Annotated in this window: 25 protein-coding genes; 11 read left to right on the forward strand and 14 right to left on the reverse strand. The window is 65.6% G+C overall.

Annotated features, from left to right (window positions below; genetic code table 11):
* Positions 1–30: 30 nt before the first annotated feature.
* The 3 genes from J2X19_RS18290 to J2X19_RS18300 form a co-directional block, all read right to left on the reverse strand.
* The gene (locus J2X19_RS18290; protein WP_116607503.1) at positions 31–1,056 is read right to left on the reverse strand and encodes an ABC transporter substrate-binding protein; all 1,026 of its coding nucleotides are present in this window, start codon (positions 1,054–1,056) and stop codon (positions 31–33) included.
* 107 nt (positions 1,057–1,163) lie between these two features.
* The gene (locus tag J2X19_RS18295) at positions 1,164–2,192 is read right to left on the reverse strand and encodes a LacI family DNA-binding transcriptional regulator (protein ID WP_310375280.1); all 1,029 of its coding nucleotides are present in this window, start codon (positions 2,190–2,192) and stop codon (positions 1,164–1,166) included.
* 15 nt (positions 2,193–2,207) lie between these two features.
* Entirely contained in the window at positions 2,208–3,023 is an 816-nt protein-coding gene (locus J2X19_RS18300; protein WP_116607501.1) for an exodeoxyribonuclease III, read from the reverse strand.
* An 11-nt stretch (positions 3,024–3,034) separates the two neighbouring features.
* Between J2X19_RS18300 and pyrE the strand changes: the two genes are divergently transcribed.
* Positions 3,035–3,718: an orotate phosphoribosyltransferase gene (gene pyrE / locus J2X19_RS18305; protein WP_116607500.1), complete on the forward strand. Its 684-nt coding sequence runs from the start codon at positions 3,035–3,037 to the stop codon at positions 3,716–3,718.
* 32 nt (positions 3,719–3,750) lie between these two features.
* On the forward strand, positions 3,751–4,350 hold the full coding sequence (locus J2X19_RS18310; protein WP_310375284.1) for a DUF4124 domain-containing protein: 600 nt from the start codon (positions 3,751–3,753) through the stop codon (positions 4,348–4,350).
* A gap of 111 nt (positions 4,351–4,461) precedes the next feature.
* Here the strand turns inward: J2X19_RS18310 and gatB are convergent, their stop codons facing one another.
* The 3 genes from gatB to gatC are packed head-to-tail and all read right to left on the reverse strand — an operon-like array spanning position 4,462 to position 7,705.
* Positions 4,462–5,925 carry an Asp-tRNA(Asn)/Glu-tRNA(Gln) amidotransferase subunit GatB gene (gene gatB / locus J2X19_RS18315; RefSeq protein WP_310375286.1) on the reverse strand — a complete coding sequence of 488 codons (1,464 nt, stop codon included), beginning with the start codon at positions 5,923–5,925 and terminating at the stop codon, positions 4,462–4,464.
* 1 nt (position 5,926) lies between these two features.
* Complete coding sequence (gene gatA, locus J2X19_RS18320; RefSeq protein ID WP_310375288.1) at positions 5,927–7,399, reverse strand: Asp-tRNA(Asn)/Glu-tRNA(Gln) amidotransferase subunit GatA; 1,473 nt, start codon at positions 7,397–7,399, stop codon at positions 5,927–5,929.
* A 6-nt stretch (positions 7,400–7,405) separates the two neighbouring features.
* A complete protein-coding gene (gene gatC, locus J2X19_RS18325; RefSeq protein ID WP_116607497.1) occupies positions 7,406–7,705 on the reverse strand; it encodes an Asp-tRNA(Asn)/Glu-tRNA(Gln) amidotransferase subunit GatC in 300 nt (99 codons plus the stop codon).
* A 201-nt stretch (positions 7,706–7,906) separates the two neighbouring features.
* On the opposite strand from gatC, the gene J2X19_RS18330 reads away from it, so the two are divergent.
* Genes J2X19_RS18330 through mrdA form a run of 4 tightly spaced genes read left to right on the forward strand, consistent with a single transcriptional unit; the run spans position 7,907 to position 12,493 of the window.
* Positions 7,907–8,950, forward strand: a complete 1,044-nt coding sequence (locus J2X19_RS18330; RefSeq protein ID WP_092762022.1) for a rod shape-determining protein — start codon at positions 7,907–7,909, stop codon at positions 8,948–8,950.
* A gap of 21 nt (positions 8,951–8,971) precedes the next feature.
* Entirely contained in the window at positions 8,972–9,889 is a 918-nt protein-coding gene (gene mreC, locus J2X19_RS18335; protein ID WP_310375293.1) for a rod shape-determining protein MreC, read from the forward strand.
* A gap of 25 nt (positions 9,890–9,914) precedes the next feature.
* Complete coding sequence (gene mreD / locus J2X19_RS18340; RefSeq protein ID WP_116607495.1) at positions 9,915–10,445, forward strand: rod shape-determining protein MreD; 531 nt, start codon at positions 9,915–9,917, stop codon at positions 10,443–10,445.
* The gene (gene mrdA / locus J2X19_RS18345) at positions 10,442–12,493 is read left to right on the forward strand and encodes a penicillin-binding protein 2 (RefSeq protein WP_310375296.1); all 2,052 of its coding nucleotides are present in this window, start codon (positions 10,442–10,444) and stop codon (positions 12,491–12,493) included. The genes mreD and mrdA overlap by 4 nt, the downstream gene beginning before the upstream one ends.
* 4 nt (positions 12,494–12,497) lie before the next feature.
* Here mrdA and J2X19_RS18350 read toward each other — a convergent pair whose 3' ends face one another.
* The 5 genes from J2X19_RS18350 to J2X19_RS18370 all read right to left on the reverse strand — a co-directional run bounded on the left by J2X19_RS18350 (position 12,498) and on the right by J2X19_RS18370 (position 17,279).
* Entirely contained in the window at positions 12,498–13,256 is a 759-nt protein-coding gene (locus J2X19_RS18350; protein ID WP_116607493.1) for a sulfite exporter TauE/SafE family protein, read from the reverse strand.
* Between the two features lie 357 nt (positions 13,257–13,613).
* Positions 13,614–14,042 (reverse strand): hypothetical protein, encoded by a 429-nt coding sequence (locus tag J2X19_RS18355; RefSeq protein ID WP_125473981.1) that lies wholly within the window; start codon positions 14,040–14,042, stop codon positions 13,614–13,616.
* Between the two features lie 99 nt (positions 14,043–14,141).
* Positions 14,142–14,495, reverse strand: a complete 354-nt coding sequence (locus J2X19_RS18360; protein WP_092762010.1) for an aminoacyl-tRNA synthetase — start codon at positions 14,493–14,495, stop codon at positions 14,142–14,144.
* A gap of 86 nt (positions 14,496–14,581) precedes the next feature.
* Complete coding sequence (locus J2X19_RS18365) at positions 14,582–16,429, reverse strand: patatin-like phospholipase family protein (protein ID WP_310375301.1); 1,848 nt, start codon at positions 16,427–16,429, stop codon at positions 14,582–14,584.
* Positions 16,430–16,502: 73 nt separating this feature from the next.
* Positions 16,503–17,279, reverse strand: coding sequence for an enoyl-CoA hydratase/isomerase family protein (locus tag J2X19_RS18370; protein ID WP_310375304.1), 777 nt, complete (start codon positions 17,277–17,279; stop codon positions 16,503–16,505).
* A 118-nt stretch (positions 17,280–17,397) separates the two neighbouring features.
* On the opposite strand from J2X19_RS18370, the gene J2X19_RS18375 reads away from it, so the two are divergent.
* On the forward strand, positions 17,398–18,726 hold the full coding sequence (locus J2X19_RS18375) for an MATE family efflux transporter (RefSeq protein ID WP_310375305.1): 1,329 nt from the start codon (positions 17,398–17,400) through the stop codon (positions 18,724–18,726).
* Between the two features lie 49 nt (positions 18,727–18,775).
* On the opposite strand, the gene J2X19_RS18380 is transcribed toward J2X19_RS18375, so the two are convergent.
* Both J2X19_RS18380 and J2X19_RS18385 read right to left on the reverse strand, forming a co-directional pair.
* Positions 18,776–19,408, reverse strand: a complete 633-nt coding sequence (locus tag J2X19_RS18380; RefSeq protein WP_116607488.1) for a MarC family protein — start codon at positions 19,406–19,408, stop codon at positions 18,776–18,778.
* 11 nt (positions 19,409–19,419) lie between these two features.
* Complete coding sequence (locus J2X19_RS18385; protein WP_310375308.1) at positions 19,420–20,205, reverse strand: SDR family oxidoreductase; 786 nt, start codon at positions 20,203–20,205, stop codon at positions 19,420–19,422.
* Between the two features lie 78 nt (positions 20,206–20,283).
* Here J2X19_RS18385 and J2X19_RS18390 point away from each other — a divergent pair, with 78 nt between their 5' ends.
* Entirely contained in the window at positions 20,284–20,967 is a 684-nt protein-coding gene (locus J2X19_RS18390) for a dienelactone hydrolase family protein (RefSeq protein WP_310375309.1), read from the forward strand.
* A gap of 2 nt (positions 20,968–20,969) precedes the next feature.
* Positions 20,970–21,611, forward strand: coding sequence for a glutathione S-transferase family protein (locus J2X19_RS18395; protein ID WP_310375311.1), 642 nt, complete (start codon positions 20,970–20,972; stop codon positions 21,609–21,611).
* A gap of 13 nt (positions 21,612–21,624) precedes the next feature.
* Here the strand turns inward: J2X19_RS18395 and J2X19_RS18400 are convergent, their stop codons facing one another.
* The gene (locus tag J2X19_RS18400; protein ID WP_310375313.1) at positions 21,625–22,512 is read right to left on the reverse strand and encodes a LysR family transcriptional regulator; all 888 of its coding nucleotides are present in this window, start codon (positions 22,510–22,512) and stop codon (positions 21,625–21,627) included.
* A 201-nt stretch (positions 22,513–22,713) separates the two neighbouring features.
* Here J2X19_RS18400 and J2X19_RS18405 point away from each other — a divergent pair, with 201 nt between their 5' ends.
* Entirely contained in the window at positions 22,714–23,019 is a 306-nt protein-coding gene (locus J2X19_RS18405) for a DUF4148 domain-containing protein (protein ID WP_116607483.1), read from the forward strand.
* 74 nt (positions 23,020–23,093) lie between these two features.
* Positions 23,094–23,405 (forward strand): DUF4148 domain-containing protein, encoded by a 312-nt coding sequence (locus J2X19_RS18410; protein WP_116607833.1) that lies wholly within the window; start codon positions 23,094–23,096, stop codon positions 23,403–23,405.
* Positions 23,406–23,624: the final 219 nt, after the last annotated feature.

Here is a 23,624-nt window from a genome sequence, read left to right on the forward strand (position 1 = left end):
TATCTCTCTGTTGGGTGGTGTTTAGGCGGCTTAGCGGGGCAGCGAGAAGATCTCGTCGTCCCAGCGTTTCAGCAGGCGCTTGCGCACCTCGTCGCTGCCGTACTTGGCAAAGTCGTAGCTGATGGTTTTCACGCTTTCCAGCCGCGGCGCCTTGGCCGGGATGGTGGCGGTCTTGTTCGACGGCACCTGGAAGGCGCTGGCCTTGGCGCCCAGGGACTGCACGTCGGCGCGCAGCGCGAATTCGTAGAAGCGCTTGGCCACCGCCATGTTCTTTGCGCCCTTGATCAGGCTCATGGAGCCGATCTCGTAGCCCGTGCCTTCGCAGGGCGACACCACTTCTACCGGGAAGCCGGCCACGGTTTCCTTCAGCAGATCGTGCTGGAAGGTGATGCCGACAGCGGTTTCACCGCGCGCCAGCGCCTTGGCCGGGGCCGAGCCGCTCTTGGTGTACTGGCTGACGTTGTCGTTCATCTTCTTCATGAAGGCGAAGGCTTCGTTCTCGCCTTGCAACTGCACCAGGGTGGCGATGGTGGCGTAGGCGGTGCCGGAGGAGTTCGGGTTGGCAATCTGCACCTCGCCCTTCAGGGCCGGGTTCAGCAGGTCTTTCCAGCACTGGGGCGGTGCAATCTTCTTTTGCTTCAGCACTTCGGGGTTGTAGCCAATGCCCAGCAGGCCGGCGTATATGCCGACGGTGCGGAAGCCGGAGATTTCGGCCTGCTTTTGCGCCCAGGGATGCAGCTTGTCGAGCTGCGGCGATTTGTAGACCTCGGTGAAGCCGTCGGCGGCGGCCTGCAGGTGCGGATCGCCGGTGCCGGCCCACCAGATGTCGGTCTTGGGGTTGCTGGCTTCGGCGCGGATCTGGGCAAAGATTTCGCCCGCGCTCTTGCGCACCATGGAGACTTCGACCTGGGTTTCTTTTTCAAACGCATTGCGCATCACCTCGCACCAGTCGTTGTCGGCGGCGCACAGCACGTTGAGGCGGTCGGCGGCCTGGCTGGCCAGCGGTAGCAGGAGCAGTGAGGACAGGATAAGTTGGGGGCTGAGTTGGCGCTTCATGTGTGTCTCCAGGGTGTGTTCTTGGATTTGTGCAAACGCTTTGCACACGTGTGCAATGTAGGTCAAATGCAGCGGCTTGCGCTCTAGGGTCTTCCCTGAGCCGCGGCTTATTTGCGGGAGGTGGCGCGGGTGACCAGCGCGACCGGCAGCTGCAGCGTGCGGCTGGGCATGTCGGGCTCGGCCATGCGTTCGGCCAGGCAGGCGACCGCGCTCTGGGCCAGTGCATCAACATTCTGGCGCAGCGTGGTGAGCCCATAGGCGGACAGGCCGGCCATGGGGATGTCGTCAAAGCCGATCACCTGGAAATCTGCCGGCACCTGCAAGCCGTATTGGCGGCGTGCGCCGTCGACCAGGCCGCAGGCGAGTACATCGTTGGCGCAGAACACGCCGTCCGGCCGGTTGTGTGTATCGGCGAGCAGGGTCTGCGCGGCTTCGAATCCGCCCGCGTAGGTGGCTCCGCTGGCGTCGAAGTGGCGCAGGCTGGCCGCGCCGCGTTGCACCGCGGCCGCCAGGGCCTGGACGAAGCCTTCGCCGCGCACGCGGGCGCTGTAGGTGGTGGAGGCGGAGCTTAAAAATACCAGCTTGCGCGCGCCGCTGGCCAGCAGGGTACGGGCGGCCAGTGCACCGCCTTCGAAGTGGTCGCTGTTGACCACGTCCACGCCTTCCAGATCGGGGGCGCGGTTGATCATGGCCACCGGTACGCGCAGGCGCAGGTATTCCTGGGCCAGCTGGATCGGCGGTGTGCCCGAAGTCAGGATCACGCCGGCAATCCGGTACTGCAGCAAATGCCGCAGCGACTTGGCCAGCTGCGCCGGTTCGCTGGCGTCCATCAGCAGCGGCGCCAGCGAGCGCAGCGCCAGATGGTGGGTGATGGGGCCGAGCAGGCTTTGCAGAAACGGGTCGTCAAAACCCTTGACCACCACGCCCACCAAGTTGCTCTGTCGCTGGATCATGCTGCGCGCCAGCATGTTCACCTGGTAGCCCAGGGCCTCGGCCGCGCGCTGCACTTTTTCGCGGGTCTCGGGCGATACGCTGGCCCCCTCGGTAAAGGTGCGCGACACCGCCGAGCGCGAAACACCGGCCTTGCGGGCGACGTCGGCGGCGGTAATCCAGCCGCTGGGGTGGTCTGTGCTCATGGTGGGGAAGGGGGCTTACAGAGTCAGCTCGTAGTCCACCGTGATGGGCGCGTGGTCGGAGAACTTCACGTCCTTGTAGATGTGCTCGCTGCGCGCCAGGGCCGCCAGTGCTGGCGTCGCCAGGTGGTAGTCGAGCCGCCACCCGACGTTGTTCGCATAGGCCTGACCGCGGTTGCTCCACCAGGTGTAGGCGGTGTCGGTGGCCGTGGGCTGCAGCAGGCGGTACACATCTACCAGGCCCAGGCCGGCGGCTTCGGCGGCCTCGGGATGGGCCAGCACATAGCTCATCCAGGCGCGCTCTTCGGGCAGGAAGCCGCTGTTCTTTTGGTTGCTGCGCCAGTTTTTCAGGTCGATCTGCTGGTGGGCGATGTTGACGTCGCCACACAGAATGAATTCACGGCTTTGCTTCAGGGCCGCCAGGTAGGGGCCCATTTCTGCGAGGAAGCGGAACTTGGCCTGCTGCCGCTCTTCGCCCGAGGAGCCGCTGGGGAAGTAGCAGCTGATGATCGACAGCTTGCGCTGAGGTGTGTCAAAGCGCAGTTCCACGTAGCGGCCTTCGGTGTCGAATTCCGTCGAGCCGTAGCCTATGACGACGTCGCTGGGTACGTGCCGGGAATAGACCCCCACCCCCGAATAGCCCTTTTTCTCAGCGAAGTGAAAATAGCCTTGCAGGCCCGCCATTTGCTCGAATTTGCCCTGCACATCGGCGGCCTGGGCCTTTACTTCTTGGACACAAATACAATCCGGCGCGGTGGCAGCGATCCAGGCCTCTACGCCCTTGCTGGTGGCCGAGCGGATGCCGTTGAGATTCAGGCTGGTTAATTTGAACAAGGATTTCCCCCATGGTGATTAGCAAAGCGCCAGACAGCTTAGCGCAGGATTTTGTGCAGTTCGCAGTCGATGCAGGGGTGCTGCGGTTTGGTGAATTCAAAACCAAAGCCGGTCGCATGAGCCCCTATTTCTTCAATGCCGGGCTGTTTGACGACGGCGCCCGCATGCAGCGCCTGGCCGAATTCTATGCACAGGCTCTGCTGCACAGCGGCATCGAGTTTGACATGATTTTTGGCCCGGCCTACAAGGGCATTCCGTTGGCGGCCACGGTGGCGGTCGAGCTGGCCCGCCAAGGCCGCAATCTGCCGTTTGCCTACAACCGCAAAGAAGCCAAGGACCACGGCGAAGGCGGCACCCTGGTGGGCGCGCCGCTCAAAGGCCGGGTGCTGATCGTTGACGACGTGATGTCGGCCGGCACGGCGGTGCGCGAATCCATCGCCATGATCCAGGCCGCAGGCGCAACACCTTATGCGGTGGCGATTGCACTGGACCGGCAGGAGATGGCAACCGAGAACGGCCGTGATGTACCGCACAGTGCGGTGCAATATGTGCGCGATCAGCTCGGCTTGCAGGTCTGCGCGATCGCCAAGCTGGCGGATTTGCTGCAATACTTGGAAAGCAATGGCACGGACGCCATGCGTGCCCACCACCTTCGGGTGCTGGATTACCGGCAACGTTATGGCGTAAATGCATGAACCATGTGATGGCTTGGGCAAGATGGTGTGGGGTGGCAGCTGTGTGTGGCGGTCTGCTCGGCGCCGCCAGTGCCCAAGGCATCTTTACCTGTACGGATAGCCGCGGCAAGAAGATCACCTCCGACCGGCCGATTCCCGAGTGCCTGGACCGGGAGCAAAAAGAACTCAACGCCAGCGGCACCGTCAAGCGCAGCATGGGCCCGGTGCTGACCGCCCAGGAAGCCAGCGAGCAGGAACTCCGCGACAAGAAAGCCGCCGAAGAACGGACCCGCATCAACGACGAGCGCCGCCGCAACCGCGCCATGCTGCTGCGCTACAAAGACCAGGCCGCCCACGATGCCGAACGGGCCAGCGCCCTGACCCAGGTGGATGCCGTGATCCAGACCGCCAACAAGCGCATGGAGGAGCTGGCCCAGCAGCGCAAAGCGCTGGACAGCGAGCTCGAGTTCTACAAGAACGACCCCTCCAAGGCCCCAGCCCACTTGCGCCGCCGGGTCAACGAGTTCGAGGAAAACCTGGTCGCCCAGCAGCGTTTCATCGCCAACCAGCAGCTGGAGAAGAAGCGCGTCAACGACCGGTTCGACGAGGAACTGGCCCGGCTCAAGCCGCTATGGGCCGGCACAGTCAAGTAGTTTGCTACTTATTTGATAGCTTCTGCTGCAGACTCTATCTGCGCTAGAGGCCTAAAAAGCTTAAAAACACTCTGCCGACTCCATCGGTTGTGCGAACCGATGGAGTGAAGCCTATGCTGCCGCCAGCTTGGCTTTGAGCAGCGCGTTGACCTGGCCCGGGTTCGCCTTGCCGGCACTGGCCTTCATGATTTGGCCGACCAGCGCGTTTAGCGCTTTCTCGTTGCCTGCCTTGAACTCGGCCACGTTCTTGGCGTTGGCGGCAATCACCGTGTCGACGATGGCTTCCAGCGCGCCGGTGTCGTTCATCTGCTTCAGGCCCTTGGCTTCAATCACCGTGTCGACCTGCGCCTCGGTATCGGTCCACAGCGCATCGAACACCTGTTTGGCGGCGTTGTTGGAGATGGTGTTGTCGGCGATACGGGCGAGTATCTGGGCCAGCTTTTCGGCGGGCAGCGGGGCTTGCTCTATGCCCAGGTCCTGGGTGTTGAGGCGCCGGGCCAGCTCGCCCATGATCCAGTTGGCGGCCAACTTGGGCGGCGCGCTGGCGGCGATGGCAGCTTCGAAGTAGCGGGCGATCTCCTTGCTTTGGGTCAGCGCGCTGGCGTCGTATTCGGACAGGCCGTAATCCTCGGCAAAGCGCGCCGCCATCACGCGCGGCAGCTCGGCCATCTCGGAGCGCACGCGTTCCACCCACTCGGGTGCCACCACCAGCGGCGGTAGATCCGGGTCGGGGAAGTAGCGGTAGTCGGCCGCATCTTCCTTGGTGCGCATAGCGCGGGTCTCGCCGGTGTCGGGGTTGAACAGCACGGTGGCCTGCTGGATTTCCAGGCCGTCTTCGATCTGCTCGATCTGCCAGCGGACTTCATAGTCGATGGCCTGCTGCATGAACTTGAAGCTGTTCAGGTTCTTGATCTCGCGGCGTGTGCCCAGCGGGCCGCCGGGTTTGCGTACCGACACATTGGCGTCGCAGCGGAACGAGCCCTCTTGCATGTTGCCGTCGCAGATGCCGATCCAGGTGACGATCTTGTGCAGCTCTTTGGCGTAGGCGACGGCTTCGGCGCTGGAACGCATATCGGGCTCGGTAACGATCTCCAGCAGCGGCGTGCCCGCGCGGTTCAGGTCGATGCCGGTCTGCCCGATGAAGTCTTCGTGCAGCGATTTGCCCGCATCTTCTTCCAGATGCGCGCGCACCAGGCGCACGCTCTTTTTCTCGTCGCCCAGGAAGAACTCGACGCTACCGCCTTGTACCACCGGAATCTCGAACTGGCTGATCTGGTAGCCCTTGGGCAGATCGGGGTAGAAGTAGTTCTTGCGCGCAAACACGCTGCGCGGCGCGATGTGCGAGCCCAGTGCCAGGCCGAGCTGGATGGCGCGCTCGACCGCGCCCTTGTTCATCACCGGCAGCGTGCCGGGCAGGGCCAGGTCGACGGCGCAGGCCTGGGTGTTCGGTTCGGCGCCGAAGGCCGTGGAGGCACGGCTGAAGATCTTGCTCTGGGTCGACAGCTGGGTATGGGTTTCGAAGCCGATGACGACTTCATAGCCCTGTACCAGCAGGGAAGGGGTTGCTTTGCTCATATCAGAAGCCCGCGGGTTGGCGTGTGTGGAAGTCGGTAGCCTGCTGGAAGCGGTGGGCCACGTTCAGCAGCTTGGCTTCCTGCAGGTAGTTGCCGATCAGCTGCAGGCCAACCGGCATGCCAGCCTCGCCAAAACCGGCGGGCACGCTCATGCCGGGCAGGCCGGCCAGCGAGGACGACAGCGTGAAGATGTCGGCCAGGTAGGCGGCCACCGGGTCGGCCGATTTGTCGCCCAGCTTCCAGGCCACGGTGGGCGCCACCGGGCCGGCAATCACGTCGCACTGCTGAAATGCCTGCTGGAAGTCGTTGGCGATCATGCGGCGGATTTTTTGCGCCTGCAGGTAGTAGGCGTCGTAGTAGCCGTGGCTCAGCACATAGGTGCCGATCATGATGCGGCGTTTCACCTCGTCGCCAAAGCCTTCGGCGCGGGTCTTCTTGTACATGTCGACCAGGTCGGTGTAGTGGGCGGCGCGGTGGCCGAACTTCACGCCGTCGAAGCGGCTCAGGTTGCTGGATGCCTCGGCCGGGGCAATGATGTAGTACACCGGGATCGACAGCTCGGTGCGTGGCAGGCTGATGGGCACCAGCTTGGCGCCCAGCTTGGTGTATTCCTGCAGGGCGGCGTCGACGGCGGCGCGTACGTCGGGCGCCAGGCCTTCGCCGAAGAACTCCGCCGGTACGCCGATGCGCAGGCCGTCAATCGAGTCATTCAGCTGGCGGCTGTAGTCTTCGGCGGGCATGTCCAGCGAGGTCGAGTCGCGGTCCAGATCCGGGCCGCAGATGGCGCTCAGCAGCAGCGCGCAGTCTTCGGCGCTGCGCGCCATCGGGCCGGCCTGGTCCAGGCTGGAGGCAAAGGCCACCATGCCGTAGCGCGAGGCCCGGCCGTAGGTAGGCTTGATGCCGGTGATGCCGCAGAACGAGGCTGGTTGGCGGATCGAGCCGCCGGTATCGGTGCCGGTGGCCGCCGGTACCAGGCGTGCGGCCACGGCTGCGGCGCTGCCGCCTGACGAGCCGCCAGGAATCCGCGTGCGGTCCCAGGGGTTCAGCACCGGCTGGAAGGCCGAGTTCTCGTTGGCCGAGCCCATGGCGAATTCGTCGCAGTTCAGTTTCCCCAGCGTCACCACGCCCTGCTGCGCCAGCTGGTTCACGACCGTGCTATCAAAAGATGAGCGATAGCCGGCCAGCATCTTGGAGCCGGCGGTGGTCGGGAAGTCCTTGGTCACAAAGATGTCCTTGTGCGCCATGGGCACGCCTTCCAGCGTGCCGGCCGAGCCATTGGCCAGGCGGGCATCGGCGGCCTGGGCCTGGCGCAGGCTGACGGCTTCGTCCATCGCCAGGTAGCTGCCGAGTCCGCTGTGGGTCTGGGCGCGGGCCAGGAAATGCTGGGTGGTTTCGACGGCGGAGACTTTGCGGGCGCGCAATTGCTGCGCCAGTTCGACCAGCGTCAGGTCGTGTAGCTGTGTGGGGAGGCTCATGGCGCTTTATTCAATGACTTTGGGAACCAGGAACAGGCCGCGCTCGACGGCCGGGGCGGTTTGCTGGTTGGCTTCGCGCTGGTTGGGCTCGCTCACCACATCGTCGCGCAGGCGCAGCACGATGTCCTGCATGGCGGCCACCGGATGTGCCAGCGGCTCGATGCCGGTGGTGTCCACCGCGCGCATGGCTTCGACGATGCCGAAGAAGCCATTGAGCTGGGTCAGCAGGCGGTCACGCTCAGAAGGTTGGAGTTCCAGCCGGGCCAGATTGGCGATGCGGTCGATTTCGGGGAGTGTCAGTGCCATGTCAGAAACAGGGTTGAAAACGAATGTAAAGTGGGCTTTGCGCTCTGTAGGCGGTGGTTCGCTACAGGGGATGCGGTATTATCCCGCCTTTGGTGTGGCGCTTATCCGTTTGCCGTCATTTGCACCGAAAACCCCTATTTCGACCCGTATTTACACGGCGATGGCAGGCCGATGCGCAGGCCATGCCCGAGAGGATTTTGCATGTTTGGGACTTTTCGTCGGTATTTTTCGACCGACCTGGCCATTGACCTTGGCACCGCCAACACCCTGATTTACGTACGCGGCAAGGGCATTGTGCTCGACGAACCGTCCGTAGTCGCGATCCGCCATGAAGGCGGCCCCCAGGGTAAAAAAACCATCCAGGCCGTCGGCAAGGAAGCCAAGGCCATGCTGGGCAAGGTGCCCGGCAACATCGAGGCCATCCGCCCGATGAAAGACGGCGTGATCGCCGACTTCACCGTCACCGAGCAGATGCTCAAGCAGTTCATCAAGATGGTGCATCCGCGCGGCGTATTCCGCCCCAGCCCGCGCATCATCATCTGCGTGCCCTGCGGCTCCACCCAGGTCGAGCGCCGCGCCATCCGTGAATCGGCGCTCGGCGCCGGTGCTTCCGAGGTGTATCTGATCGAAGAACCCATGGCAGCCGCCATCGGCGCCGGCCTGCCGGTGTCGGAAGCCAGCGGCTCCATGGTCGTGGACATCGGCGGCGGTACCACCGAAGTCGGCGTGATCTCACTGGGCGGCATGGTCTACAAAGGCAGTGTGCGCGTCGGCGGTGACCGTTTCGACGACGCCATCATCAACTACATCCGCCGCAACTACGGCATGCTGATCGGCGAGCCCACCGCCGAAGCCATCAAGAAGAACATCGGCTCGGCCTTCCCCGGCTCCGAAGTCAAAGAGATGGAAGTCAAGGGCCGCAATCTGTCCGAAGGCGTGCCGCGCAGCTTCACCATCTCCAGCAACGAGATCCTCGAAGCCCTGACCGACCCTCTGAACAACATCGTCGCCGCCGTCAAGAACGCGCTGGAACAAACCCCGCCCGAACTCGGCGCCGACATTGCCGACCGCGGCATGATGCTGACCGGCGGTGGCGCCCTGCTGCGCGACCTGGACCGCCTGCTGGCCGAAGAAACCGGCCTGCCGGTGCTGGTGGCCGAAGAGCCGTTGACCTGCGTGGTGCGCGGCTGCGGTATCGCACTGGAGCGGATGGAGCGCCTGGGCTCGATCTTCACCAGCGAATAAGCGTTGTAGGAGCTTGCGGCGATGCCACTCGGTACGCTGGACAGGACCCCGCCCCCGTTCTTCAAACAGGGTCCTTCGGCCCTGACCAAACTGGTTTTCTTCAGCGCGCTGTCTCTGTTCCTGATGGTGGCCGACTCGCGTTTTGCGCTGATGCGGCCGCTGCGCGCCGGCCTGGCTACCGCGCTGTACCCGGTGCAGTGGGTGGTGCTGGAGCCGCTGCGGCTGCTGCAGGGCGGCGGCGCCTACTTCGAGGGCATGGGTGCGTTGCAGGCCAAGGCCGACAGCGCCGAGCGCCAGCTGGCCGCCCAGTCGGTGCGCTCCGGCCAGGTGGAACAGCTGACCCTGGAAAACCAGCGCTTGCGCCAACTGCTGGAACTGCGCGCCCACATCACCACACCGTCGCAAAGTGCCGAAGTGCTGTACGACGCTGCCGATGCCTACACCCGCAAGGTGGTGATCGACAGGGGCACGGCCCAGGGCGTGGTGGCCGGATCGCCGGTGCTGGACGGCCTGGGTGTGCTCGGCCAGGTCACACGCGCCTACCCGATGGTCAGCGAGGTCACCCTGCTGATCGACCGCGACCAGGCGATTCCCGTACTGAACACCCGCACCGGTGCGCGCAGCGTGGCCTATGGCGACCCTTCGTCGTTTGGCGGCCAGCTGGAGCTGCGCTTCATGGCCGGCAACTCCGATGTGCAGGTCGGCGATGTGCTGACCACCAGCGGCGTCGACGGCGTCTACCCGGTCGGCCTGCAGGTCGCCAAGATCGCCAAGATCGAGCGCCGTGCCGACTCGGCTTTTGCCCGCATCTACTGCACGCCGGTGGCCCAGGTGGCGGCCGCGCGCCATGTGATGGTGTTGCAGCCGGTCGGCTCGCAGCTGCCCGAGATACCTGCGGCCGCACCGGTAGTTGCTCCTAAAAAAGGAGCTAAAAAGTGATGCTATATAAGCGCAGGAGCCCCGTATGATCATGCGCCCCGGCCAGCAGCTGCTGCTGCCCGCGAACCCGGTGTTCATCGGCGCCAGCCTGGTGCTGGCGCTGCTGATCAATATGGCCGAGAACATCGGCCTGTGGGGCCGCGCGCCCTGGGTGCCGGATCTGCTGGCGGTGCTGCTGGTGTTCTGGAGCGTGCACCAGCCGCAGCGCGTGGCCATCGGCACGGCGTTTGTGTTCGGTCTTTGCATGGACGTGCACCAGACCAGCCTGCTGGGCCAGCACGCGCTGGGTTATTCGGTGCTGAGCTTTCTGGCCATCGCCATGCACCGCCGCCTGCTGTGGTTCACCGTTCCCTCGCAGGCCATGCAGGTGCTGCCGCTGTTTGGCGTCGCCCATTTGATCGAGCTGCTGCTGCGCATGGCCGGCGGCGGCACCTTCCCCGGCTGGTCGCTGCTGGTTGCGCCGCTGCTGGAATCGGCGCTGTGGCCGCTGGTCAGCATCGTCTTGCTAGCCCCACAACGGATGGCGCCTGACCCCGACAAGACCCGCCCTCTATGACCGAACTCCGCGATGTTGGGGTCGAGGTCTCGCGTTTTCGAATGCGGCTGCTGGCGGCGGGTGTGGTGGTGGTGCTGGCGTTCTGCGGGCTGGCAACGCGCCTGGCCTATCTGCAGATCGTGCGCCATGACGACCTGCTGGAGCGCGCCGAGAACAACCGCACCGCCATCGTGCCGGTGGTGCCGAACCGCGGCCTGATCCTGGACCGCAATGGCGTGGTGCTGGCCAGCAACTACTCGGCCTACACGCTGGAAATCACTCCGAGCAAGGTGCCGGATCTAGCCCAGACCATCGACGAGCTGGCCGAGGTGGTGGACATCCAGCTGCGTGACCGGCGCCGCTTCAAGAAACTGGTCGAAGAGTCGCGCAATTTCGAATCCCTGCCGATCCGCACCCGTTTGACCGATGTGGAGGTGGCCCGCTTCGCCGCCCAGCGCTACCGCTTCCCCGGCGTGGACATCAAGGCCCGGCTGTTCCGCACCTACCCGTATGGCGAGCTGGCCAGCCATGTGATCGGCTATATCGGCCGCATCAACCAGACGGAAAAAGCCCGCATCGACGAGTCCGACGACGCCGACAACTACCGCGGCACCGAATACATAGGCAAGCTCGGCGTGGAGCAGAGCTACGAGAGCCAGCTGCACGGCCTGACCGGGGTGGAAGAAATCGAAACCTCGGCCGGCGGCAGGGCGGTGCGCCGCCTGGCCAGCAACCCGGCGACGCCGGGCAATACCGTGGTCATGTCCATCGACATCAAGCTGCAAAAGCTGATCGAAGACCTGTACGGCGACCGCCGCGGCGCCATGGTGGCGCTGGACCCGAAGACCGGCGAGGTGCTGGCCTTCGTCAGCAAGCCCACCTTCGACCCGAATTTGTTTGTCGAAGGCATCGATGCCGAAAACTGGCAGGCGCTGAACGAGTCGCCCGACAAGCCGCTGCTGAACCGGGCGCTGCGCGGCACCTACCCGCCGGGCTCGACTTACAAGCCCTTTATGGCCCTGGCCGCGCTGGAAACCGGCAAGCGCACGCCGCAGCAGAGCATCGTCGACCCCGGCTTCTTCGTGCTCGGCAACCACCGCTTCCGCGACGACAAGGAAGGCGGCCACGGCGTGGTCGACATGTACCGCTCCATCGTCCAGTCCTGCGACACCTACTACTACATCCTGGCCAACGACATGGGCGTGGACCTGATGCACGACGAGATCAGCAAGTTCGGCTTTGGCGCGCTCACCGGCATCGACATCTTTGGCGAGGTGCGCGGCGTGCTGCCGTCCACCGCCTGGAAGCGCCGCGCCTACAAGCGCCCCGAGCAGCAGAAGTGGTATGCGGGTGAAACCATTTCGCTGGGCATCGGCCAGGGCTACAACAACTTCACCATGCTGCAGCTGGCCCTGGCCACTGGCGTGATCGCCAACGACGGCGTGAAGATGAAGCCGCACCTGGTCAAGGAAATCACCGACGTGGTGACCCACACCTCGCAGCAGACCCTGCGCGAGATCAAGGCCGAGATCAGCGCCAAACCAGAGAACATCCAGGTCATCAAGAAGGCCCTGGTCGGCGTGAATATCGAAGGAACGGGCGCCACGGCCTTCCGCGGTGCGCCCTATGTGGCGGCCGGCAAGACCGGTACCGCCCAGGTGGTGTCTATCGGCAAGAACGAGAAGTACAACGCCGCCACCACGCCTGAGCGCTTCCGCGACCACGCGCTGTACATGGCCTTCGCCCCGGCCGACGACCCGAAGATCGCCCTGGCCATGGTGGTGGAAAACGCCGGCTTCGGCGGCGCTGCGGCCGCGCCCATCGCCCGCCGGGTGTTCGACTACTGGCTGCTGCAGCAATACCCGAGCGAGCAAGACCTGGCCGCAGTGCGCCAGGGCCAGGCGCAAACCCCCATCGGCCAGCCGCGGGCGGTGGCCGATGTGCCAGGCCTGCCCAGCCTGTCGGCCGCCGCGCTGGCGGCTTCAGCGCCGGTGGTGGCTGCGTCCCGGCCGGTGGCTGCGACCTCGGCTGTACCGGTTTCGGCGGCTTCGGCAGCCCGCCGCCCCTGAGTTTTCAGCCCGCGAAGGCGGCGTAGCTGGTCTTCAGGATCAGTGCACCCACTACGACGATGAACACCCCGCGCACAAAGCCCGTGCCGTGCTTCAAGGCCAGGCGCGAGCCCAGCACGCTGCCCAGCACATTGGCAATCGCCATCGGCAGCACGAAATGCCACCAGATGTGGCCGGTGGAGACGAACAGGATCAGCGCCGCGAAATTGGTCGCCGTATTCAGCAGCTTGGCCGAGGCCGAGGCGTGCAGGAAGTCGTAGCCCAGCCAGCGCACCAGCAGGAACACGAAGAAGCTGCCCGTGCCCGGGCCGAAGAAGCCGTCGTAGAAGCCGATGGTCAGGCCCACGGCGCTGGCGATCAGCGCCTCCTGCAGGCCGCTGAAGCGTGGCGCATGGACCCGGCCCAGGTCTTTCTTCACCAGGGTGTAGACCAGTACCGCCAGCAGCACCACCGGCAGCAGCTTGCGCAGAAAGTCGCTGGGCACCACCGTCACCAGCCAGGCGCCGGCAAAGGCACCCGCAAAGCCCGCGCCGGCCGCTGGCAGCAGCGACTGCCAGCGCAACTGCACCCGCCGGCTGTACTGCCAGGTGGCAAAGCCCGTGCCCCAAATCGAGGCACCCTTGTTCACGCCAAACAGCGTGGCCGGGTGGGTGGTGGGGAAGGCCGTGAACAAAGCGGGCACCATGATCAAGCCCCCGCCGCCCACAATCGCATCGACAAAACCGGCCAGCAGCGAGGCCAGCGAGACAAACAAGAGTTCCATAGCCGGGATTGTCGCATCCGAAAATGCTATGGATATGCTAGCTACCTGCGCAAGATATACCAGCGCAAACGACTTGAAACGTATAGATTTTGGAGCGGGCGTCGCCGGGCTGCGGGACCGCAGCCCCAAGAAAAAAAGCGCCGAGGTTAGCGGCGCTTTTCAAAAACATCTCGTTCGGATGCCTAATTAAATATTGTGATCATTCTGGCTGGGTGTCTCCCCGGACCCTCGCGGAAAGAAGCGCTGGGCCTCTTTGCAAGTTGGCGAGACTTTATCCCTTCGCCTGCCAATCCGTATTGGGATTAACCCTTTTGGGGTTTGTCCGCGCCCTTACTTGGTGCGCCCGCCGCACAAAGTTCAGTGCGCGGCCAGCTGCTGCCCGGCCAGGCGTTCTTCGGCGATGAAGTCGCTGTAGGTGAACTCGGCATGGCCGCCATCGGCCTGTTCCTGCTCTTCCTTCAGGGTCTGGGTCAGCAGCTTGCGCAGCACCATCAGGCTGCCGGGGTCGAGTGCGCGCTCGGTTTCGTTCAAGGAGCGCTGCAGGTCGGCACTGCCCATATGGGCTTTGTGCGCGTCCTGGTATTCAATGCCGCGGGTGATCCGTGCCGCCAGCTGCCGGGTGGCGGTGAAGCGGGTCGCCGCAAAAGCCGGGTGCACCCGGCTCAGCACCAGTTGCAGGCCGCCGAGCAGGATTTGTAGTTCCAGCAGTTGGGCGTTGTCGGTCACCCGAGGCAGCATGAACTCGGTATTCCACGGTGTTTCCAGGCGCATGTGAGGGAGGTTCATGGCTGGAAATTCTAGCCATTGCCCCCCGAATGAAGCCGGGCTAAGCGGCTGAAATCCCTGGCAATTAGCGCCTTCCAAGCCCGCTCTCAGCACACGTCTTCAGGCGGCGCGCACGGCCTTCGGGTGTTCGAGCCGGTGGATCACTTCCTTCACCACCGCCAGCATCACCGCGCGGTCGGGGTTCGGGTGGTCGGCGAAGTGCTGGGTGGTGTGGCCGGCGACCACGAAGCCGCCCGCCGCATCCGAGCCGAACACCAGGCCGATGCGGTGCTGCACCAGCAGCGGCCCGCAGGCGCTCCACTGGCGGGTCCACTGCGGCAGCTTGTCTCGGCCTTCCCACAGCGTGCCTGCGGATTCGTAGCATTCTTCGATCTGGTGGTGGCCCAGCAGATGGGCCAGTTGCCGCTCTTTGGCGACACAGCTGCGGAAGTACTCTTCGTCGGTCATACGCATGGTGCGCCTCCCCGGGGTGCTGCAGATCAGGCCACTATAGGCCTATGCCACGCGAATGGCAGCGGGGGTTTCTGCTAGCCCGTGCGCTAGGTCTTGCCCAGCACCTGCACCGCATGCGCATAGCCGCGCTGGACGATGTTCTCGAAGCGCCGCCACTGCAGTATGCCGACCCGGGTCAGCGGCGGGTTGAAGTACAGGTCGCACTGCTGCTGGGCGCTGGCCTGGCGCGACATGCTGTACAGAATGGTCACCGTCATCAGGTACGAGGGCAGGGACGGCAGGCGGTAGCGGCGCTGGCTGTGCGGGCGCAGCCGGTCGCGCAGCAGGGCCCAGGTGCCGGGCATGTCGGCGTGGTCGACCCGCACCGGGGTGCGGATGTTCAGGTCCACGCCGATGACGCGGCCCACGCCGCGCATGCCGCGCATCACGTCCACCGGGAAGTTGTTGAAGCTGCCGCCGTCGCACAGCAGGTCGTTGCCGTGGATCACCGGCGGCAGCGCGCCGGGGATCGAGGTGCTGGCCAGCAGGGCATGCACCAGGTTGCCGCTGGCGATGCGCTGCTCGCTGGCGGTGGAGAAATTGGTCGCCACGCAGTAGAAGTTCTTCCACAGGTCTTCCACGTCGGCATCGAAGCCCAGCAGCTCCTCCACCGCGCGCGACAGGATGCGGTGCAGCCGCAGGCCCTTGATCAGCGACAGCACCGGGAACAGGTTGAAGTCGCCCGTGGGGTTGGTGGCAAACGCGCGCCGGGCATTCGCCATGATGCTGTCCAGCGGCTGGTCCGAGGCCACATAGGTGGCCATCACCGCGCCTATGCTGGTGCCGCCGACCCAGTCGATCTCGGTATTGCGCTCCAGCAGCGCGCGGTACACGCCCAGGTGTGCCAGGCCGCGCGCGCCGCCGCCGGCCAGCACCAGGCCTACCGCAGTGCGGCTCTGGATGCGGGCCAGCCGCGCCATGTCGCGCTCCAGTGCCGGGCGGATGTGGAAGTGCCCGGCCAGCGGCCGGCGGGCCAGCCAGTCCCGGGTGCCGCGCGGCGCGTGCTGGTCGGCCGGGTGCAGCAGCACCAGGATTTCGGCGGCTTCGGTCAACGCCGGGCGGCGCATCAGGAACTGGGTTTCGATGGGGTGCAGCGCCGGCGGCTGGGTGGCGTCGGCCAGCAGCAGCAGCTCGTCGCAGTGGCGGCAGCAGCGCTGGGTCCAGGCCGTGGGGCCGGCGTCGGCCAGCAGCAGCACGAAGTCGTGCTCGGCCTCGATGGCGTCCAGCAGCATGGCGATGCGGCGCTGGGTTTCCTTGTCGGTGTTGTCGCTGGGGCCCAGGCCTATGGCTTCCAGCTGCTGGTCGATGTCGTGCCGGCTGACCACGCAGACCCGGCCCTTGGGCGCCAGCTGGGCGGCCAGCCGTTCGGCAAACTCGGCCAGGGCGATGCCGCCCAGGTCGCCGGTGATCGGCAGCAAGCCCATGGTGACCAAGGTGTCCTTGGAGGCCTGGGGCTGGTCGTCCTTCAGCTGGCGGATGATTTGCCGGGTCAGCGCCAGCGATACCTGGGCGCTGCGCGCCAGCAGCCGGCGAAAGGCCGGCTGGTCGAGCCGAGCCAGCACCGTATCGCGCACCGCCACTACGGTGGCCGCGCGCGGGGCGCCGGTGTACAGGCTCATTTCGCCGACCACCTGGCCGCGGGTGATTTCGGCCACCTTGCGCAGGTTGCCGTCGGCCGCCTGCACATAGGCGCGCAGCCGGCCACTGACCACCAGGTACATGGCGTCGCCCGCATCGCCCTGGGCCATCAGGGTCTCGCCGCCGCTGATCTCCTGCCACTGCAGGCTGTCGCGCAGCATCTCCATGGCGCCGGGTTCGAGCGCGCCAAAGAAGGCGTGCAGATGCCGCTGCAGCAAAGCGTCCTGGGATTGCTGGCGTATCCGGGCTGTGCTCATACCGTGCTACTTTTTATGTAGCTGATGGCGCTGCTGCAATCAGCGCTGGAGGTCGTTTTTGTGTTGAACAAGCTCAGCGGCCCAGCCACTGCGGTGGGCGCTTTTCCTGGAAGGCTTTTTGGCCTTCGCGTGCGTCTTCGGTCAGCGCGAACAGGGCGATCTGGCTCTCGGTAAACGCCACCGCCTGCTCAAACGGCATGGGCTCCACCGTCTTCAGCGTGTACAGGCCGCGGCGGATGGCGGCCGGGGATTTGTCCAGCAGGCGCTGCAGCAGCCAGTCCAGCCGGCCATCCAGGTCGGCGTCCACGTAGTTCAGCAGGCCGATCTCCAGCGCCTGGGCGGCGTTGATGGGTTCGCCGGTCAGGCACATCTCGTTGAGGATGCGGCGCGGGATCAGCGGCTGCAGCACGCTCAGCACCTGGGCCGGGAACACGCCGACCTTGACCTCGGGCAGGCCGAAGATCGCCTGCGGGCTGGCCACCGCCATGTCGCACATCGCCAGCAAGCCCATGCCGCCGGCCATGCAGGCGCCGTTGACCCGGGCGACCAGCGGCAGCTGGCTGGCCCGGGCGCGGCGCAGCAGCTGGGCCAGGTGGCCGTGCGGGTCGGCGTAGTTGGTGGTGAAGGCCGGGCCCGACTGCAGGTCCATGCCCGCGCAAAAAGCCTTCTGGCCGGCGCCGGTGAGCACGATGGCGCGGATGCCGGCCTGGCTTTGCGCCGTGTCTATAGCCTGGTCGAGCGCTGCCAGCAGGCCGTGGGTGAGGGCGTTGCGCCGGGCTTCGCGCTGCAGCGTGAGCCAGAGTACCGGGCCACGGGTTTCGACCAGAAGTTCCGAGGGGCTGTCTTGCATGCCGCTTGCCTTTTTATATGTTGAATTGCCACTTTGCGCAGACAGCTGGAGCACAAGCAGCTATCTATTTAATAGTAACCCGGGCTGTACCATCGCGCACTGTTCCACGGTCCGCCCCATGCCCACACCCTCTACGCCCCGCTTTGTCACCGGCCCATTGTTCCGCCATGTGGCGGTGATGTCCACCACCTCGGCCATCGGCCTGGTGGCGGTGTTCGTGGTGGACCTGATCAACCTGTTCTACATCTCGCGCCTGGGCGAGCAGTCGATTGCCGCGGCCGTCGGCTTTGCCGGCGTGGTGGGCTTCTTCCATACCTCGCTGTGCATAGGCCTGACCATCGGCATCACCGCCGTGGTGGCGCGCACCGTGGGCGCGGGCCGGGTGCTGGACGCGCAGCGGCTGGCCATGTCCAGCCTGTTCTGGATGCTGCTGCTGGCGCTGCTGATCGGCAGCGGCACGGCGCCGTTTCTGCACCCCTTGCTGCGCGCCCTGGGCGCCACCGGCGAGACCGAGCGCCTGGCCGCGCGCTACCTGGCGGTGACGGTGCATGCGCTGCCGCTGCTGGGCATAGGTATGGCCAGCTCGGCGCTGCTGCGCTCGGTAGGCGATGCGCGCGGCGCCATGGCCGTGACCCTGGGCGCGGCGCTGGTGACGGCGGTGCTGGACCCGATCCTGATCTTCGGCCTGCACATGGGGCTGGACGGTGCTGCCGCCACCGCTGTGGTGTCGCGCAGCCTGATGGCCTATGTGGGCCTGCGCGGCGTGCTGCGGCACCGCATGCTGGGCCGGCTGGACCGCGCCAGCCTGTGGCCCGATGCCAAGCTGCTGGCGGTGGTGGCCGGCCCGGCGGTGCTGACCAATCTGGCCACGCCGGTGGGGGCGGCCTTTGTGACCCATGCGATCGCCCAGTTCGGCGCCTCGGCCGTGGCCGGCCAGGCCATCATCGATCGGGTGACGCCCGTGGCCTTCGGCACGATTTACGCGCTCAGCGGCGCGGTCGGCCCGATCCTGGCGCAGAACCTGGGCGCCGGCCAGTTCGACCGGGTGCGCGAGGGCCTGCGCGCCAGCCTATGGTTCATGCTGATCGCGGTGGGCAGCGCCTGGTTGCTGCTGGCACTGGGCCAGCATCTGCTGGTGCAGGCCTTCAGCGCCGAGGGCGATGCCGCGCAGCTGATCCGCATGTTCTGCTCGTGGCTGGCGGCCAGCTTCTTGTTTGCCGGCGCGCTGTTCGTGGCGAACGCGGCTTTCAACAACCTGGGCCGGCCGCTGTGGTCCACCGGCTTCAACTGGGCCCGCGCCACCTTGGGCACGATTCCGTTCGCCTGGTGGGGCGCGCAGTACGGCCCGGTCGGCGTGCTGGCCGGGGCGGCCATCGGCAGCGCCATCTTCGGCTCGCTGGCCATGCTGGTGGCCTTCCGCCTGGTCGGGCGGATGGGGGTTAAATAGGGCTGTAGCGCATATTCCTGCTGCGCTGGGAGCTATGTAAACAATAGCATCAACCGCCCAGCACCGGGAACAGTTTGTGCAGGCCGTCGGCCATCACCTCGACCGACAGCGCGGCCAGGATCAGGCCCATCAGCCGGGTCATCACATTGATGCCGGTCTTGCCCAGCACCCGGGCGATGGGGCCGGCCAGCGAAAAGCACAGCGCGGTGGCCAGGCCGATGACCACGCCGTAGCCCACCAGGGTCACCAGCTGCAAGAGGGTCTTGGCCTTGTCGGCGTAGATCACCACGGTGGACATGCTGGCCGGACCGGTCAGCAAGGGGATGGCCAGCGGCACCACGGCGATGCTGGAGCCGACGGCGGCGCGTTCCGATGCGTCCTGCAGTTCCACCGAGGTGGATTTGGATTCGGCCGGCTGGGCGTTCAGCATGTTCAGTGACGAGGTCATCAACAGCAGGCCGCCGCCGACCTGGAAGCTGGCCAGCGAGATGTTGAAGAAGTCCAGGATCTGCAGGCCCAGCAGGGCGCTGATGGCGATCACCACAAACGCGCTGAACGACGACACCACGATGGTGCGCCGGCGCTGCGCTTCAGAAAAGCTTTGCGTGTAGTGGATGAAGAAGGGCACGATGGCCAGCGGGTTAACGATGGCCAGCAGGGTGATGAGAGGTTTGAAGTCCATAGCGGGTGAGCTTAACGCCCGCCGCTGACATCCACCAGGGCGGCGGTTGTATAGCTGGCTTCAGGGCTGAGCAGCCAGAGGATGGCCTGCGCCACCTCCAGTGCCGTGCCGCCGCGCTGCATGGGCACGCTGCCCGCCAGGTCGCGCACCCGGTCCGGCAGGCCGCCGGAGGCATGGATGTCGGTTTCGATCAGGCCGGGGCGCACGGCGTTGACGCGGATGCCGTCGGCCGCCACCTCCCGGGCCAGGCCCAGGGTCATGCTGTCGATCGCGCCCTTGGCGGCCGCGTAGTCCACATACTGGCCGGGTGAGCCCAGGCGCGATGCCGCGCTGGACACATTGACGATGGCCCCGCCGCGGCCGTAGCCGGCTCCGAAGTTGCGCTCGCCCTGGCTTGTGCCCATGCGCCGCACGGCTTCGCGCGCGCACAGAAAGCTGCCGATCACATTGATGTTGAACATGCGCTGCAGCCGCGCCAGGTCCATGTGTTCGACCCGGGACGGCGCGTCCACCACGCCGGCGTTGTTGACCAGGCCGTACAGCGGGCCCAGCTGTGCGTCCACCGTGGCAAACAGGTGCAACACCTGGGCTTCGTCGGCAATATCCGCCTGCAGCGCCATCGCCTGGCCGCCCTGGGCCTGGATCTCGGCCACCAGCTGCTCGGCGGCACCGGCGTTGTGCGCGTAGTTGACGGCCACCGCATAGCCGCGCTGGGCCGCTAGCCGCGCGGTGGCTGCGCCGATGCCGCGGCCACCACCGGTAACCAGCAGGACGGGAAGAGTCGAATGTGGGTGCATACAGGCCGCCGTGTGAAGGTGCGAAACGATACCAGTACCATGCCGGCATCCCCGTCGCTTTTTTCAGGAGTCGCCCGTATGTCTAGCTTTGTTGATCTGACCACCGCCGATGGCTTCGTCTTTCCCGCCTACGTGGCGCAACCCAGCGGCAAGCCCAAGGGCGGCGTGGTGGTGGTGCAGGAGATTTTTGGCGTAAACAGCCATATCCGCGCGGTGGCCGACGGCTATGCGGCGGCCGGCTACCTGGCGGTGGCGCCGGATATGTTCCACCGCGTGCAGCCCGCGGTGAACCTGGGCTATACGCCCGAGGACATCCAGTCCGGCGTTGCACTGAAGGCCGCCGCCGAGGCACTAGGCGTGCCGACCCTGATGCAAAGCCTGCAGGCCGCGGTGGTTTACGCCAGCCAGGCCGGCAAGGTCGGCATGGTCGGCTATTGCTGGGGCGGCTTGCTGACCTGGCGCGCCGCCGGCCTGGTGACCGGCCTGAGCGCCGCCGTGCCCTACTACGGCGGCGGCATGACCGGGCCGGCCGAAGTGGCGCGCACGCCCAAGGTGCCGGTGCTCGCGCATTTTGGCGAGCTCGACCACGGCATCGCCCTGCCCACGGTGCGGGCCTTCGAACAGGCGCAGCTGGATGTGGATGTGCGCGTCTATGCGGCCGAGCACGGCTTCAACTGCGACCAGCGCGGCGCCTACAACGCCCATGCGGCCGATTTGGCGCGTGCGGCCACACTGGCCTTCTTCGACCGCTACCTGGGCTGAGCATGCTGCAGCTGCACTACTTTCCCAGCACCGCCAGCATGGCGCCGCACATCCTGCTGGAAGAACGGGGCCAGCCGTTCGAGCTGGTCTGGATCGACCGCGAGCACGACGGCCACAAGTCGGCCGCCTACTTGCAGCTCAACCCCAACGGCCTGATCCCGGTGCTGGTCGACGGCGACACAGTGCTGTACGAGGCCGCCGCCATCTGCCTGCACCTGGCCGATGCGCATCCGCAGGCCGGCCTGGCGCCGGCGTTGGGCACGGCCGAGCGTGCGCATTACTACAAATGGATGGTCTGGCTGACCAATACCTTGCAGGCCAGCCTGATCCTGTACTTCTACCCGGACCGCTGGGCCGACGATGCAGCCGGCACCGCCAGCGTCAAAGCCCATGCCGAGGCCCGCGTCGGCAGCCTGCTCGACCAGCTGGAGGCCGAGCTGGTGCGCCAAGGCGGCCCCTGGCTGCTGGGCGCGCAGTACAGCGCGGTCGACGCCTATGCGCTGATGCTATGCCGCTGGACCCGCGGCTTCGCCCGGCCCGCGCGCAGCCTGCCGCAGCTGGGGGCTTATCTGCAGCGGATGCTGGCCCGCCCCGCCGTGCAGCGCGTATTTGCCACTGAAAAGATCGGCCAGCCGCTGGTGTGAGGCTGCGGCCGGCTCACTCTACCTTCCAACGCTCTTCCATGAAGGCCAGCAGGGCCTTCAGGGCGGCGCTGTTGTGCCGGCGGTGTACATAGCCGGCAAACAGCCACAGGTCATCGGGGCTGTAGTCGGGCAGCACCGCCTGCAAGCTGCCTTGCTCCAGCAGGTTGCGCACCAGCAAACGCGGCAGGCGCGCCACACCCATGCCGAGCAAGGCCATGTGCATCAAGGGCACGGGGTCGCTGGCGTCCATGCGGCTGCGCAGGGCGACGCTGTGCGACTTGCCGTTGACCTTGAATCGCCACGAGGGGCTGGTGCCTGATAAGGACAGTGTCAGCGCGTCATGCTCCGCCAGGTCGTCCGGGTGCTGCGGGATGCCGCGTTGCTGCCAGTAGGTAGGCGTGGCGCAGACCACTAGGTCGATGCGCCGCAGCTTGCGCACGATCAGGTTCGGATCGGCCGCGGTGCCCACGCGCAGCGACAGGTCCAGACCTTCTTCCACCATGTCCAGCACGCGGTTGCTCAGGTCCAGGCTGACGTGCACCTCGGGGTAGCGGCGCATGAAGTCGGCCAGCAGGCCGGGCAACTCGACACTGCCAATGCCTTGCGGCGCTGTCATGCGCAGCCGGCCACTGGGTTCCTGGGAGCGGTGTAGCAGCTCTTCCCGGGTCAGCGCCATCATTTCCAGCAGGGGCGTGCTGCGCTCCAGCAACAGGTCGCCCGCATCGGTCAGGCTGATGGTGCGGGTGCTGCGGTTCAGCAGGCGGGTGCCGAGCCGGCTTTCCAGTTCCGCGATGTACTTGCTGACATTGGCTTTGGACACGTCCAGAGATTTGGCGGCGCGCGAGAAACCGCCGCGGGCGGCGACTTCTCGGAAGGTGCGTATGAGTTCGAGTGTGTCCATTGTTTCCATGGTCGAAACAGACTTGTTCCGCTTTGACCTGTTTAAAGCTGCAACTTAACGCCTATCTGCTATTCACAGGTAGTGCAAGGTCACAAACCCTGTGAACTGCGAATCCGGCGCAGCAAGCCCTACAAGAGTGGCTAGCCCCGTCCAGGGTTCCTGGTTGCGTAGAACTGTTACTAACTTTGAAGGAAAAATAATATGAAGACCTCGAAAATCCTCGCCTCTTCCCTGATTGCCCTGGCCACTGTGGCCGCAGGTAGCGCTTTCGCTGCCGACCGTGACTACCCGGTGGTAGCCGTTGCCCCCAGCACCAGCGGACTGACCCGCGCACAAGTGCAGGCCGAGCTGGCCCAGGCCCGCCAGGACGGCACTTTGGCCGCTTACAACGACGACCAAAACTACCCTGTGATCGCCCCTGTCGGCACGCCCAAGACCCGCGCCGAAGTGCGGGCCGAGCTGGAGCAGGCCGTCAAGGACGGGACCATGCCTGTCATCCGTAGCTAATTGATCCCCGGTGGGGCAGGGCCGTTGTGGCCCGCGCCCGGTATCTTTCTCATCCACTTTTTTAGGAGTTCACCATGAACACACGCAAACTTCTCGCCACTTCTCTGATCGCCCTGGCTTCCGTGGCCGCCACCAGCGCTTTTGCGGATTCGTATGACCGCGAATTCCCCTTGGTGACCAACACCCCCAGCACCGTGACCCGCGCCCAGGTGCAGGCCGAGCTGGTCCAGGCAGAGAAAGACGGCACCATGGCCGCTTTCAATGACAACAACTATCCCGTGATCCATAACACCGGCCCGGCCAAGACCCGTGCCGAAGTGCGCGCCGAAGTGGCTGCCGCCGCCAAGGCCGGCACCCTGGACATCCGCGGCGACTACCACGGTTAATCCATGGTCTACGCCGGACGCAGCGGGCGCTGTCCTTCGCGGGTCAGCGCCCGCTGCGCTGTTGATAGCTGTAGAGTGCAGCACGGCTGGGTTTAGGCATAGAGATAGCCGCTGGCGTATGTCAATATTGCACCAATGGCTATAAATTTAGGAGTGGTCGCGCTGCGACGGCTTGCCTGCTCATAGCTGCATAGGCAAAACGTTGGAAAACCACGATTT

This window comes from Rhodoferax ferrireducens, assembly GCF_031458075.1.
GTDB lineage: Bacteria > Pseudomonadota > Gammaproteobacteria > Burkholderiales > Burkholderiaceae_C > Rhodoferax_B > Rhodoferax_B ferrireducens_A.